Here is a 15,415-nt window from a genome sequence, read left to right on the forward strand (position 1 = left end):
TTGAGGAGGTTACATATGGTTGTTTTTGCTCAAGGTAAATTTGTACCTGAAGAAAAAACAAAAATAAGCATTAGAAGTTCTAGCGTCAACTTTGGACTGGGCATTTTAGAAGGCATCAGAGCTTTTTGGAATCCAGTCCAACAGCTTCTCAAAGCAACGATAGATCTATTAAGAATAAATAAAATAAGAGAAAACATATACATTCGTCCTCTTTGTCTTGTTGATGAAACTGCCACTGCTCTCCGTTTGTTTGATAGTAATAATGTTGTCTATATTTATTTAAGTTCAGTTCGTTATGGTGAAGATGAACTAAATATATGTATTTCTTCTTGGGTAAGAAATCAAACAAACGCTATTCCTACAGATGCTAAATCAACAGCTGGCTACATGAATTCAGCACTTGCAGCATCTAATGCAAGGTTAAGTGGGTTTGATGATGCTATTTTCCTTGACGCTGCAGGGAATGTGGCAGAAGGAACTGGGACAAATGTTTTCATCGTTATAGGAAGAACATTAATAACTCCACCCGTTTCTGATGATATTGTAAACGGAATTACTAGAGATACCATCATTACCATGGCAAAACATTCACTTGGAATAAACACAGTACAAAGAAGCATGGATCGAACAGAGCTTTACACTGCGGATGAAGTTTTTATTAGTGGGACTGCAGCTGGAATTAAGTCCATAGTGAAAATTGATCACCGAACTATTGGAACAGGTAAGAAAGGAATAATCACAAGCAATATTCAAAAGTTGTACCAAAATATTGTTTCTGGTAATGCACCCCAATACAGTAACTATCTCACCCCAGTGTACACTTAATTCATCAAAACACTTACAAGAAACAAGATTTTCCCTTCATTAACAAATATGAATGTCATATGTTTCTTTTGACGAAATGTTAAACTGGATGTATAGTTTATACAGTATAGCAATACTACACAAGTTGAATGAACTTTTGCAACCAACTTATTACATTATCCCATCATTTCTTCATCTTATATAGTACATGAATGTTATATAGTAAATGAATGACAAGGAGTTTGATCTAATCCAATGAATACAGCTGCAATGAAGGAAGGTTCATTAGTGCATGAAAATAAAATCATTTTTTTATGGAGTATGACGGTATTGCTCGTTGTCATGAACACGACGATGTTTAATGTGGCGCTGCCATCCGTCCTTCAAGATTTATCCTTAACCTCTTCTACTACCTCTTGGGTAGTTTCAGGTTATTCTATTGTGTTTGCTATTTCTACACTAACGTACAGCAGATTATCCGATTTCATCCCCATTTCTCGACTACTATTGCTTGGTCTCATCTTACTGGGAATCGCTTCTTTTATCGGTTGGATGGCTAATACGTTTGTAGAGTTATTATTAGCAAGGCTTTTACAAGCTGCGGGCGCTGGATCTGTACCAGGATTAGCGATGGTTTTAGCTAGTAGATACATCCCGTTGTCTAGAAGAGGAAAAGCCATGTCGCTTATTTCTTCCGCTGCATCCTTAGGTTTTGGTCTAGGGCCTGTTGTTGGAGGGGCGATTACTCAGGCACTAGGATGGAACTATTTATTTGTCGTGACGAGTTTTACGGTGTTACTACTTCCTGTTTTTTATAAACTACTACCTAAAGAGTCAGCAACTCAAAAAATAAAATTTGATTATATCGGTGCATTGTTAACTGCTGCTATCGTTACTTTCTTTTTACTATTTTTATCTACACTTTCATTTTACTTTCTCATTGCTAGTGTAGTCAGTTTGTTGCTGCTATGGAAACACATCCACAAGGTATCCGTCCCATTTATTCAGCCGATCATATTGCAAAATCGTGCATATATTAAGTTACTGTTTATTAGTTTCATCGCCTTTATTACTCATTTTTCTACCTTGTTTATGATGCCGTTTATTCTTGCAAATATTTTCAACAAAGAAGCTGCTGCCATTGGACTGATGATCTTTCCAGGTGCGATGCTCTCTGCTGTTGCCGCACAATTTATCGGTAGAGTCATTGACCGTTTTGGTAACATACCAATTATGATGCTAGGACAAGCTTTATTAATCATTTCCACTAGTTTACTTGCTCTATTTTCTAGCGTCTCTCCTTACTGGATTATGTTCGCCTATGCATTTATGAGTACGGGCTTTTCCGCCTTAACGTCTAGCATTGCGAATGAAGCGACAAGAATTTTACCAGATGCGCAAATAGGAACGGGGATGGGCATGTATCAACTGGTGCAGTTTTTTGGAGGTGCTTTTGGTGTAGCATTGTCAGGTATGTTGATACTTTGGCAGTCTAATCTGGCATATGAAGCGATATACCGTAATATTTTTATTGGCATCATCGGAAGTTTACTTATTTCCGTTATTTTATTTATCCGTTACAGAAAAAATCAACGGATCGTACTCAAACATCAAAATGTGTCTTGAACATTCTCACAAGTAAAAAAGTGAAAATGTATTTACCATATTTTACTAAAGTATTCAGAATGAAACCGAAATTATTTTTTGCATAAGATAAAATACAAGAGGACGGACTAGTGATTTAGTTCGTCCCCTCCATCTATAGAAGAATCTTCTAACCCTTTAAGCTAATACAGCATATCTTCTTACGAAACAGTCTTCATAACAACCGCATCTCTGAAAGTATGTTGCGCTAGTTTCATATTATCTGTTCATGCCTCAAATCCTGTTGCAGCGAGATGGACATGGACGATCCGCATCTTTGTCTAATAGTTTCAATTTATAACGAAATTAGACCAAGCGCTAATAGAGCTGTTCCAACTCCCCATAAAACAATACTCAAAAATTGCCATACCATCACTTGAGCTTTAGTTCCTCCAAGAAGGATACAAAAGAAAGCGGAAATGGGATTACCAACCAGGATAAAATGACTTAGGAGAGAAACTCCCGGTACACCATACCGATTAAAATAAACCTGTGTTTTGTGGAATCGTTTGTTAAGGAAGCCACTTTCACTTTTATCTTTTCTACTAAATTTGGATTTTAATAGGTTGGCAAAAGAAATTACGATAACGACGGTCAAGAAATTACTTAATATAGCTAACATCAGTACCAATGGAAGGGGAAGTTGAAGCGCTATTCCCAACACCGAAGCTAAAGGGGCTTCCAAAAGTGGTATCATGCCAATAATGAATATGGCAATGAGTTGGATAAAAACATTCATTTCTGAGATCTGTTGTAAAAATTGTTGCATGTTTTTGTTCTCTCCTTTAATCTGTTGGTAAATTTATCTAATATTTTCATCGTTAGACCTGTACTATACTATATTCACTAAACTTTTTAAATATTTTTTTAATATACTATAATTAGTATACTTTTAAATATTTTTTAAAATTCTTTTCGTTCATAAATGATTACGGAGATGCCCCATGAAACAGCATAAATAAGCATCGCCGCCAACATTGCTCCACTAGTAAATTCAGTAACTGCTGTTACAAGATTTGCAACAAATGACCTGACTTTAGAGCCTGGAATAGTTATAAGGAGAAAACTATTCACGGCAACTGTTAAAAAATAACCTTTCTTTATCACATGAAATAATGGAAAAAGTAACGAAGCAAACACTAGAAAAAGGGCAATAGATATGGCAATGTCTGTTACTGTATAAGGTTTATTGAAAATAAACAACAACGCACTTGTAAAGGCAATCGATACTATCATATGAACAATACCACCAAGATAGCGTGATGCAATAATTTCTTTACGTGTATAAGGTAGAGAATTTAGTAAAATATCCGTCTCTGCTTTTTCATCATAAGCATAGGAATTAAAGGAAATAGCAAAGCTCCCGCCCAAAAAAATAACAGCAGTATGAAAACCATCATAAAAAAAGGTTAAAAATAAAATAAAAGGAATAAAAAATAACATACTCTGTTTAAATAGTATATACTCACGCCATATTAAATTTAGCATGTTTCATCCCTCCTTTATAGTGGTACATAATATCTTCTAAAGAAGCGCGTTCCATGATAACGTCATTACCGAAAGTATGCTCTACATCTTGTATATTCTTCGCTAGAGCTTCGAACCCTGTTGATGTACGATGAACGTGAACAAATACCTGCTCCGTTTCCCAATCTAAAAGGTCTAAACTCCCCTTCACGAGTGTATAATTTTCTTCAATTTCATGTGTGGAGTAATTAAATATTAAATTTCCTTTATGTATAAAAGCGATATAATCTGCAATACGATCTAAATCTGTCGTAATATGCGTAGAGAAGAAAATAGTACGCTGACGATCTTCCTTTAATTCCTGTAAAACATGCAATAGCTCTCTTCTGAAAATAGAGTCTAAGCCCGCTGTTGGCTCATCCATAATAATAAGCTCAGCCTGATGAGATAGTGCGATCGCAAGTGATACTTTCATTTGCATCCCTTTTGAAAATTTCTTTATCGCTTTATTCAGAGGTAACTCAAATTGATCCACATATCGATGAAATAAAGCATCATCCCATTGTTTATAAGCTGGTGCTACAATTCGTTTAATATCTTTTACGTTCAGTCCTTCATAGTACACATTACTATCGCACACAAACCCAATACGTTGTTTGATCTCCTTTTCATGTTGCCTATAGTTCATGCCAAATATGTTAACTTCCCCTGCATCTGGTCTCAGTAAATTCATGATCATTTTTAACGTTGTTGATATACCCGCACCATTTTCTCCAATAAATCCTGTTATGCATCCTTGCTTTACTTCTAAATTCATATTTTCAACAGAGAAACCTTTAAAGTTTTTCGTGACACCTTTTAGCTCAACGACATTTTCCATTGTGTTCACTCCTCATATAAAATGTTCAATAGTTGCTGTAATTCCTCAAAAGGCAGATCCATTTCTCTACTGTTTGTTATCACAGCCATCAGTTGCTCTTTAATCACCTTTAGTTTTTTCTCTCTGCATGAAAAGGAGTTTCCATTTACACGAAATTATTGACGATACCTCATGCCGCATTATACTATATTCACTAAACTTTTTAAATATTTTTTTAATATACTATAATTTAGTATGTTTTTTAAATGATTTTTTTAAAATGCTTTTCGTTCGTAAATGATCACGGAGATGCCCCATGAAACAGCATAAATGAACATACTTACTAGAACTGATCCACTGTATAAAGCAGGAACAGATAAATTGTTAATAAAATTAGTAACTGCTGTTACATGATTAGCAAAAAATGACGCAATGGGAGGGCCTATAAAACTAATAACGAGGAAACTAATAATGACAACTGGTGTAAAAAAACCTTTTTTTATCACATAAAATAATGGAAAAAATAACGAAGCAAACACTAGAAAAAGGGCACTAGATATGGCAATATCCGTCACTGTATAAGGTTTATTGAAAATAAACAACAACGCACTTGTAAAGGCAATCGCTACTATCATATGAACCATACCACCAAGATAACGTGATGCAATAATTTCTTTACGTGTATAAGGTAGAGAGTTTAGTAACCTATTCGTCTCTGCTTTTTCATCATAAGTATAGGTACTAAAGGAAATATAAAAACTCGCGATCAAGAAAATAAAAGCAGGATCAAGATGATCACCGAAAAAGATAAAAAATAAAACAAAAGGAATAAAGATTAATATTTGCCATTTCAATAGTATATAATCACGACGAATTAAATTAAGCATGTTGCATTCCCCCTTTAAAGTAATACATGATATCTTCTAAAGAAGCACGTTCCATGACAACATCATTGCCGAAAGTATGCTCTACATTTTGTACATTCTTCGCTAGAGCTTCGAACCCTGTTGATGTACGATGAACGTGAACAAATGCCTGCTCTGTGTCCCGATCTAAAAGGTCTAAACTCCCCTTCACGAGTGTATAATTTTCTTCTATTTCATGGATGGAGTGATTAAATAATAGGTTCCCTTTTTGTATCAAAGCGATATAATCGGCAATACGATCTAAGTCTGTCGTAATATGCGTGGAGAAGAAAATAGTACGCTGACCATCTTCCATTATTTCCTGTAACAGATGCAATAGCTCTCTTCTGAAAATAGGGTCTAAGCCCGCTGTGGGTTCATCCATAATAATAAACTCAGCATGATGAGATAATGCGATCGCAAGTGATACTTTCATTTGCATCCCTTTGGAAAATGTCTTTATCGCTTTATTTAGTGGCAACTCAAACTGCTCCACATATCGATAAAATAAAGCATCATCCCATTGTTTATAAGCTGGTGCTACAATCCGTTTAATATCTTTTACATTTAATCCTTCAAAAAACACATTGCTATCGTACACAAACCCAATACGTTGTTTGATCTCCTTTTCATGTTGCTTATAGTCCATGCCAAATATGTTAACTTCCCCTGCATCTGGTCTCAGTAAATTCATGATCATTTTTAACGTTGTTGATTTACCTGCACCATTTTCTCCAATAAATCCTGTTATGTACCCTTGCTTTACTTCTAAATTCATATTTTCAACAGAAAAACCTTTAAAGTTTTTCGTGACACCTTTTAACTCAACGACATTCTCCATCGTCTTCACTCCTCATACAAAATGTTTAATAGTTGCTGTAATTCCTCAAAGGGTAAATCCATTTCTCTACTGTTTGTTATCGCAGCCATCAGCTGTTCTTCAATCACCTTTAGTTTTTTCTCTCTCATCATTTCTAAATTTTGCTCTGCAATAAAAGATCCTTTTCCTACGATGGAATAAATAAAACCCTCTTTTTCCAACTCCTCATAGGCACGCTTTGTCGTAATGACACTCACTTGTAGCTCTTTAGCAAGTTTGCGTATAGATGGCAATGCCGTCCCCTTACAAAGGTCACCTGCTAAAATGGAGGATTTAATTTGATTCGTAATTTGCTCGTAAATCGGTTCTTTAGAGCTGTTGGAGATAATAATCTGCATAGATTTCCTCTTTCTTTTCCATTTTTTAAGCTCAAACTGTATATTTTGTTTATATTGTATATGTTATATATATACATTATATACAACGAAATTAATTTTGCAACTATTTTTTTAATACACACCCTTGTATAAGCTTGATATAGAATTTCACTACGCGATATTCACCATGAAACATCACTAAAAAACGCAAAAAAGTGCTGCACCCCAAAAGCTAATTTCACACTATCACTTTTGGAATACAGCACTATTCAAGGGTTTTTCATTTTTTCATGCTCCTAGACACCAAGTTTTATCTTGGCTTGGACATACATGATGGTTTGGGAAATGAATTAGGATATAAACAGTTCGATGACATTCTCCTCACTTGTCACACCATACTTTTTCAATTGGTTGTAGGACAATTTCATCCCACATGCTCGATATCGATTAGATACCTGTTCCACTTCCACAGCTTGATTGTTAATTTTGATACCTTGCTCCTTCGCATTCATATGATATACAAAGGTCACTGGATAATTGTGCAGACGGAAATGGAAGTGTAATCCGTCTAATTCAGTAGGCAATACCGGATCAATAATGACATCCTCCGCTTCAAAACGAATTCCTAAACCGTTAGAAATAAGCTGATTCATATAGATTCCTGGGCCACTAGAGTAAATTCTCCATCCACCTTTTACACCTACAGTACCTGTTCGTAATGCATGGAATTGATCTTCTGCCTCATAACGCGTTTTAAAGTTACCATCTGAACTACTGAAATACGCGTTACTTTGGCGACGTTCGGCATTATGAACGATATCTTGAATACCTATCGGATTAATAACCTCTAGGCCATTCCACACTTCCTCTTTATTACCGAGCTTAGCCATCGCTTCCACAAAACGAATATGTGCATGGACATACTGCAATCCAATTTCTCTACCAAAATTAGACGCTTGTTCTGCACGCTTAAAGTGAACGGATTCCCCACCATTATAATGTGCAGGCTTGCTCATTAATCTGACTCCATCTGGGCACGCTAAGTGTTTTTTTACGATGTCATAATGCTTTGCTGCTTGATCTTTGGAAAATAGCTCACTAATAATGCTTCGATTAATCGGCAATAGTCGATATTGTATACCTGTTTTTGTATCGCTAGGATGAAGCATTAATTCTGCTTTTCCTGGCTCTTCCATGTACAAAAATCCAGGAATGACATCGTTTTTCAGTACGTATTCGTTGTAATCTTGTTGAATCCCTTCTACGATGGCTTGTATGTCATCTGCATCGTTTGGATGCACGCCATGTAATACGTCTGCTAATGTTGACAACACTTGATACGTTAATGCCACCGTCCAGCTACTTGCCATGTATTGCTTCAATTGTTGATTAGCAGGTTGCAGTGTGTCATCCCAATCACCATCTCCATAGGAGGAAAGGAACGTATCATGTAAGAAGTTGTTTTTAATATAATCAATAGCTTTATGCATATGATCCAATAACGTCTCTTGTTTATCTGTAAAGTCATATCCATCTTTACTAGTGTAAGGTAACGGTTCTTGTAAGATACTGTAATCGTTTGTAGCAGCAAGATAGTCACCAATGACCTTTAGCGGCCATACAATCACGTCTCCGTGACTATGATATTGCTGTACTTTATAATGTCGATCGAACATAAACCATTGTGGCCAGCTGCCGTCTTCAACGTATTGATGGGAGAAAACGGTTTGAATGATTTCCTTGACCGTACCGTACTTCTGCATCGCCATGAAAAATTCCGTAGGGCCTTGGCACACGTCCCTTACTCCCCAAGCAGCTCCTCCATATTGCTCTAGACCATGCGGCACAGAGAAATGAACAAGCATATTATGGGTATACCACCAAGCTGTCGCGTTAAATTTTTGTAAATGGGATGTAGATGTATCGTTGCCATTTTTACCGTTCATAGATAAGGAAAAGCCATTCATTAATTCCAAATAATATCGGCGGTATTTATCTACTTCCACCGCAAATTCTCTTTCCAACACTGGTTTATTTTCTTGTTGTAAGGAACCTTGAATGACGAGCCTCCACTGATCCGTAGCCTCTAGTTCATATATCAGCAAGGAAGCTTGACTATCTTCAACAGTAACACCAAGCTTGTCTTCCCTCCCTACAGAAGCTACAGCACCTTCCAAGGTCAACTTATATGCCAAGTGAGGATAATTCTCTGCACTGTTTGATTTTTCATCTGCTGTAATATTCACGACATGATCTTGAACCTCAAAGTGGAATGGTACTTCGTATTCATTATTATTCATCGTCACTTGGTTTGTAATGAGATAGCGATAGTGACGACCAGATGCAGACTCCACTGTTAGATTGATTTCTTGAGCATCTACTACAGCATAATTGGTAACGATAGTGACGTCCGTCTCTGTTTTGTAATACCATTTACTATAATTGACACCTAATTCAAACCAAGATGGCATTGTTAACAAATAATATGTTTCATCGACTTCTACATAGATGCGCTGTCCAGATGTTTTTAATACATTTAAATGATTCCGTTGATTACTCAACATTTTATGAAAAGAAGTATTTCCTATCACTAACTGTGAATTGAAGACACCATACATAAAGGATGTCGTCGTGATCGTATCATCTTTTACCGTATGATTGTTTCCCGACATGATAATATGACCATGTGGTCTTTCCATCAAAAGTTCTTTTTCTTTTAACACAACATGCTCATGACTGGCTGTGAAAAAGGAAAGTAACGTCGTACCGTCCCATTCCTCGTTATGACGATCAGGATAATGTGCTTCCACCTCTTCTGTTGTCATCGGTAATGTGTGAAGTGGCTTCGTTAATGTCGTAAAGGATGAAGGTGGTGCTAACGCTTCTTGTAACACTTCCTTATGAGTCTGTACATGTTTCCACGCTGCTTGGATGTCTTCTTCATACTCCCGCACTGTCACGACTTCTGCATGATTTTCTTTAAACAGTCCATAAAATACAAAGCGGTGATCACCTTGTAATAGTACCCGCTCAGACTGAAGTGCTGTATATGCAAATTCATACTGATAGATTTCATTTGGCAATAGTGCCTTAGATAATGCCTCAGGTACGTTCGTTTCTTTATAAGATAATCCAAAAAATTGAAAACCATCTGTAGCATAACCTGATGCTTTACCGATTGTTCCTTGCTGCAAGTAAGGAAATCCTGCATGCTGCGGTTGGTTTTGACGAGAGCAAACCGCTACACTACCGTCGGCATTTTCAAAAACACGGTGATCCAAGTATTGTGCCATATAGGCTTCATTGGATTGAACAGCACCTTTGTCCGCTAAGCCAACATCCTGCCCATAGATGACGTCTACTTCTTTGTCTGTCCCTTCCACTTGTACATCCCAGAACCAAACACCACCTTTAGCCAATGTAAAAGTCACTTCATAATGGATGCCAAGTTCCTTTCCTGTCCATTTCACTTGTGTATCTCCAAAGGAAACGTGACTACGTGATTTAGTTCCTATCATTGGTGCAAACTGAATCCCATTCTCCTCATGAACACGCAAGTATAGTTGATTCATGGAGCCATCGATGCCATTTGCTACGACTTGATTCATCATCGTATGTTGATATGAAATTTCTTTTATATCTCCACTTTTTAAAAAGGTAAAGTTTATATTCTCCGATACTAACATGTGTGTCTGTTCCATGACTTTCCCTCATCTCATATTTATTCTAATGTAAATGTTACGCCCACCACATCACGGCTATTTGAACCGACAAACGCAGTGAAAGAACCGGCATCGCTTGCATAAGATAAATCTGTATCATAATACCGAAGTTGATCCTCTGATAAAGTAAACGTAACCTCTTTGCTTTCGCCAGCTTCTAGCGCTATCTTGCTAAAACCTTTTAATTCTTTAAGTGGTCTTACTACTTCCCCGCTCCAATCTCTTACGTATAACTGGACAACTTCTTCCCCAGCCCTATCCCCTGTGTTACGCACAGTAACCGTGATCGTAATAGGAGAATCCGCCGTCAAGGTGTGACATGAAAGCTTTGGCTCACTATAAGCAAAGTGAGTGTAGCTCATGCCATAACCGAATGGGAAGCGTGGGGCATTAGGAATATCCAAGTATTGCGAAACATACCGTTCTTGTGCATCGACAGCTCCCTTCGGCCTACCTGTATTAAAATGATTATAATAAACAGGGATCTGTCCCACACTATATGGAAATGACATGGATAATCGACCAGATGGATTGACTTCGCCAAATAGCAAGTCTGCAATAGCAGAGCCACCCTCTGTACCAGGGAACCACGCTTCTAGCACTGCATCTGCTTCGTCCACCACTCCATGTAAATCAAGTGGTCGACCATTAAACAACACCACAACGATCGGTTTCTGAAGCTCTTTCATGTGCGATAAAAGTTTCAGCTGCGCTTTCGGAAGTCGAATGTCTGCTCGGCAACCCGCTTCCCCACTCATATCGGAGTGCTCCCCAAGTGCAAGCACAATGACATCACTTGCTTCGCCTATTTTTTTGGCTTCCGTTAGTTGCTCATCGGTGATCGTTTCCACGTCTGATCCCTTAGAAAGGAGCAATTGCTCTTCTTTTATTTGCGATAACATTCCTTGCTTCAATGTCACTGCTGCTTGTTTAGACCCTTTCCAAGACCAAGGACCAAGGATGTCACCACTTTCTCCAAATGGCCCAATGAGCGCGATCTTTTGATCAGACTGAAGTGGAAGAACGTTATCATTTTTTAGAAGTACCGCTGACTTCGTCGCTAACTCTCTCGCCACTGCACGATGACTTTCGCTCATGATCACTTCTTTTTCCCGTTCTTCATCCGCACCACGATAAGGGTTTTCAAATAATCCTAATTTTTCTTTTAATATAAGAATACGAAGAACCGCTTCGTCAATCAAACTTTCATTCATTTTTCCTTCTTGTACTAATTCTTTGAGATGATGCACATAGGTCGCCGTCATCATTTCGATGTCCACTCCTGCTGTTATCGCTTTCAGCGCCGCTTCCTTTTCGTTCTCCGCTACGCCATGGGGAATCATTTCTTTTACAGCGCCCCAGTCAGAAATTAATACACCGTTGAACTGCATTTCATCACGTAACATCTGCCTCATTAACTTTTTATTCCCAGTAGCAGGAACTCCAAATACGGTATTGAAAGCTGTCATCACCATTTCACAACCTTCATCTAAAGCAGCTTTATAAGCAGGAAGATAATTCTCTCTCAATTCCCTTTCAGAAAGGTCCACCGTATTGTAGTCTCTTCCTCCCTCTGCCGCACCATAAGCTGCAAAGTGCTTCACACAAGCAGCGACGCGTTCCGTCTCGGATCGTAAATCCTTTCCTTGGAACCCTCTTACAAACGCTCTTGCAAACTCACTATTTAAATAAGGGTCTTCCCCTGTAGACTCCATTACACGACCCCATCTAGGATCTCGGACAAGATCGACCATCGGAGCAAACGTAACATGAATACCAGAAACGGCCGCTTCTATTGCAGCAATTTTACTGCTCTCTTCCGCAAGTTCTAAATCCCATGAGCAACCTATGGCTAGGGGTACTGGAAATATCGTTTCATAACCATGCACAACATCGGACATAAATAAAAGAGGAATCCCTAGTCGATTTGTTTCTAGATGAGCTTTTTGAATAGATTTAATTTCGCTTGCACCAGATGCACCGAGGACAGAGCCACTGTTTTCGACTATTTCTTCTGATATATTCAGACTTTGCATGGGACCTGTAATTTCTCCCTGATCTTTTGCTCCCTTAAAAAAAGGAGTCGCCAGTTGCAAAAGCTGTGCAATTTTTTCATCTAATGTCATTTTATTTAAAAGATAAACCAATTTATTATCTTCCATTTTATTACTATTTCCTCCTTATGTTGGCTCATGTAATTCGAAACGTTTCAATTAGGCTTGATAAAAGAGATTATACGATTATGATATTCTTCCGTCAATGTGATTTTTCGAAAATACATTAAAATACATTGATATTACAATAAAAAAATTGGAAATTACTTTTCCATCTCTTCTTTTATAATTTTTTTGTAAAAAATGTTGAAAGCGAATACATAATAAATTATAATCAAATTATCGAAACGTTACAATGTTTTTATGGATGAGTTTTATTATCTTTTTTCATAAGCTAAAATAGCTCCTTATAAAAAGAAACAAAACTGATCATTTCTATCACATGGCTTGATAACAAATTTGAAGAATGGGAGTTGTAAACATGAAAAAGAAAGTTTGGTCTTTAGCGTTAGTTTGTGCATTATCGGTGTCTACTTTATTGGCAGGATGCTCTAGTAGTGGAGATGAGGGTTCCTCTAGCGATACTACCACCATTACGGTTTGGGCAATGGGCGGAGAAGGTAAGCAACTCGGACAGTTAACGGAGAAATTTGAAGCAGAGAACCCAGAAATTGAAGTAGAAGTACAAGCAATACCTTGGGATACCGCTCGTGATAAGATCTTAACTGCGGTTGCTTCTCAAAATGGTCCGGACGTGCTTCAATTAGGAACAACATGGGTTTCAGAATTTGCAGATGCAGATGCACTGTTAGATATAACGCCTTACTTAGATGATTATCCTGATTTCAAAGCAGAAAATTATTTCTCAGGTTCTGTTGAAACCATGAAATTTAATGATAAGGTCGTAGGCATTCCTTGGTATATCGATACACGCGTCATGTATTACCGTACAGATGTATTAGAAGAAGTGGGCTACAGCAACGCACCAGCAACATGGGATGAACTCAAAGATGCTACAACAAAGTTAACGGCGCGTGGCGAGGACTTTTATGGTCTTGATATTGATCAAAATGACCAAATCAATCCATTTATTTTTGCATGGCAAAACGGTTATGAGTTCGATGCAGATGCGGAATATATGAACTTTGACAGTGAAGCATTTGTAGGCGCAATGGAATACTACACTAGCTTCTTTAAAGAAGGGATAGCTCCTACAACAGAAGGATTGGAGATTGTCCAAGCGTTTAAAAATGGTGTAAAACCTATCTTCTTTAGTGGTCCGTGGATGATTAACATCATTAATGATCAAGCTCCTGAAATAGAAGGACAATGGACAACAGCTGTCATGCCATCCCAAGAGACGAATACGTCCAGTATCGGTGGTTCAGTGTTATCTATATTCCATAACTCAGAGAACGTAGAAGAGTCATTAAAATTTATTTCTTACATTAATGAAGTAGATACACAATTAGAGTGGTTAGATATTGCCAACACATTACCATCCAGAGTAGCAGCATGGGAAAATTCCGTTTTACAAGAAGATCCTCATCTTCTAGCGTTTGGTGAACAACTTGCAAACACAAAAAGCTCTCCTCAGTTAGCAGAGTTTGAAGCGATAGCGCAAGAATTGTTATCCACACTAGAGCGTGTCATTCTTGGTGGAGAGGATTTAGAAACGCAACTAGAAAAATTCAGAGAAAAAGCAAACGAGATTGTAGAGTAGCATGACAAGAAGTACAGCGAACGCTCTACCTTATACAGTAGGTCATGCATACACCATTAGAGTTATAGGCGTCTTAAGGACGCCTTAACTCTTTTTGCAGCAACAACCACTACGGTAGAATTTCATAAGATAGGTGGGATAACATGGGCACAGTAAAAAATCTCATGAAAAATAGACATCCATATATATTTATTGCCCCAGCAATTATCATTCTAACGGTTTTTAGCATCATCCCCATAGTCGTAGCGCTTTTTATTAGTTTTACCGATCTTAATCTTAAAGGGTTGGCAGACTGGTCTAACATTAGTTTTATTGGCTTGGAAAACTATGCATCATTATTAAGTGATGAGGTATTTCATCGCTCTATTTTCAATACATTCTTTTATGTTATCTTCGGTGTTCCATTAGTCATCTTTTTTTCATTAAGTATTGCTTTATTATTGAACTATGGAAGCAGTCTGTTATTTAAAATATTTCGTGGGGTATACTACATGCCTTCCATCACGAATATTATCGCTGTAGCTGTAGTTTGGGGATACCTGTACAATACAGAATACGGTTTAATTAACTATCTTCTGTCTTTAGTCCATGTGGATAAAATTCCTTGGCTGGGAGAACCAACGATAGCAAAAATATCGTTAATTATTCTTGCTGTGTGGAAAGGGATAGGTATTAATATGATTATCTTCTTAGCAGCACTCCAAGGCATTCCGAAAATGTACTATGAGGCTGCTGAAATAGATGGAGCTAATCGATTCCAAAGATTATTTTATATTACGATTCCACTTTTACGGTTCGCCATCTTCTTCGTCACGGTAACGACACTTATCGGTTGGCTACAGTTTTTTGAAGAGCCGTTTATTATGACAAAAGGTGGACCGCTTGATGGTACCATTTCGATGTCCTTATTTATTTACAAAAACGGATTCCAATTCAGTGAATTTGGTTACGCAGCAGCTGGGTCTTTCGTATTGTTTATCTTTATCATTATTGTAACCTTGCTTCAATTTAAACTGCGAAAATCTGATACAGACTATTAA

Annotated in this window: 12 protein-coding genes and 1 pseudogene; 4 read left to right on the plus strand and 9 right to left on the minus strand. The window is 37.5% G+C overall.

The annotated features are described in order from the left end of the window. Positions 1-15: 15 nt before the first annotated feature. A complete protein-coding gene (locus D1Z92_RS08485; RefSeq protein WP_128895233.1) occupies positions 16-825 on the plus strand; it encodes an aminotransferase class IV in 810 nt (269 codons plus the stop codon). Positions 826-1,059: 234 nt separating this feature from the next. Then, a complete protein-coding gene (locus D1Z92_RS08490; RefSeq protein WP_128895234.1) occupies positions 1,060-2,430 on the plus strand; it encodes an MFS transporter in 1,371 nt (456 codons plus the stop codon). Between the two features lie 313 nt (positions 2,431-2,743). On the opposite strand, the gene D1Z92_RS08495 is transcribed toward D1Z92_RS08490, so the two are convergent. From D1Z92_RS08495 to D1Z92_RS08535, 9 genes and pseudogenes are all read right to left on the minus strand, one after another. After that, positions 2,744-3,217 (minus strand): hypothetical protein, encoded by a 474-nt coding sequence (locus D1Z92_RS08495; protein ID WP_128895235.1) that lies wholly within the window; start codon positions 3,215-3,217, stop codon positions 2,744-2,746. A gap of 134 nt (positions 3,218-3,351) precedes the next feature. Further along, a complete protein-coding gene (locus tag D1Z92_RS08500) occupies positions 3,352-3,936 on the minus strand; it encodes an ABC-2 transporter permease (protein WP_128895236.1) in 585 nt (194 codons plus the stop codon). Then, on the minus strand, positions 3,914-4,795 hold the full coding sequence (locus tag D1Z92_RS08505; RefSeq protein ID WP_128895237.1) for an ABC transporter ATP-binding protein: 882 nt from the start codon (positions 4,793-4,795) through the stop codon (positions 3,914-3,916). The genes D1Z92_RS08500 and D1Z92_RS08505 overlap by 23 nt, the downstream gene beginning before the upstream one ends. A gap of 5 nt (positions 4,796-4,800) precedes the next feature. Continuing rightward, positions 4,801-4,920 (minus strand): annotated as a pseudogene (locus D1Z92_RS17585) (GntR family transcriptional regulator); the annotation flags it as partial. 129 nt (positions 4,921-5,049) lie between these two features. Beyond that, positions 5,050-5,661 carry an ABC-2 transporter permease gene (locus D1Z92_RS08515; protein WP_128895238.1) on the minus strand — a complete coding sequence of 204 codons (612 nt, stop codon included), beginning with the start codon at positions 5,659-5,661 and terminating at the stop codon, positions 5,050-5,052. Then, entirely contained in the window at positions 5,654-6,520 is an 867-nt protein-coding gene (locus D1Z92_RS08520; RefSeq protein ID WP_128895239.1) for an ABC transporter ATP-binding protein, read from the minus strand. Before D1Z92_RS08520 ends, D1Z92_RS08515 begins: the two co-directional genes overlap by 8 nt. A 5-nt stretch (positions 6,521-6,525) precedes the next feature. Next, a complete protein-coding gene (locus tag D1Z92_RS08525; protein WP_128895240.1) occupies positions 6,526-6,897 on the minus strand; it encodes a GntR family transcriptional regulator in 372 nt (123 codons plus the stop codon). Between the two features lie 329 nt (positions 6,898-7,226). Further along, positions 7,227-10,577 carry a GH36-type glycosyl hydrolase domain-containing protein gene (locus tag D1Z92_RS08530; protein ID WP_128895241.1) on the minus strand — a complete coding sequence of 1,117 codons (3,351 nt, stop codon included), beginning with the start codon at positions 10,575-10,577 and terminating at the stop codon, positions 7,227-7,229. Positions 10,578-10,597: 20 nt separating this feature from the next. Beyond that, positions 10,598-12,760 carry a glycoside hydrolase family 3 N-terminal domain-containing protein gene (locus D1Z92_RS08535; RefSeq protein ID WP_128895242.1) on the minus strand — a complete coding sequence of 721 codons (2,163 nt, stop codon included), beginning with the start codon at positions 12,758-12,760 and terminating at the stop codon, positions 10,598-10,600. Positions 12,761-13,133: 373 nt separating this feature from the next. Between D1Z92_RS08535 and D1Z92_RS08540 the strand changes: the two genes are divergently transcribed. Continuing rightward, positions 13,134-14,375, plus strand: coding sequence for a sugar ABC transporter substrate-binding protein (locus D1Z92_RS08540; protein ID WP_128895243.1), 1,242 nt, complete (start codon positions 13,134-13,136; stop codon positions 14,373-14,375). A gap of 143 nt (positions 14,376-14,518) precedes the next feature. Next, a complete protein-coding gene (locus tag D1Z92_RS08545; protein ID WP_206099729.1) occupies positions 14,519-15,415 on the plus strand; it encodes a carbohydrate ABC transporter permease in 897 nt (298 codons plus the stop codon).

The organism is Longirhabdus pacifica, assembly GCF_004115085.1.
Taxonomy (GTDB): Bacteria; Bacillota; Bacilli; order Paenibacillales; family DSM-105158; genus Longirhabdus; species Longirhabdus pacifica.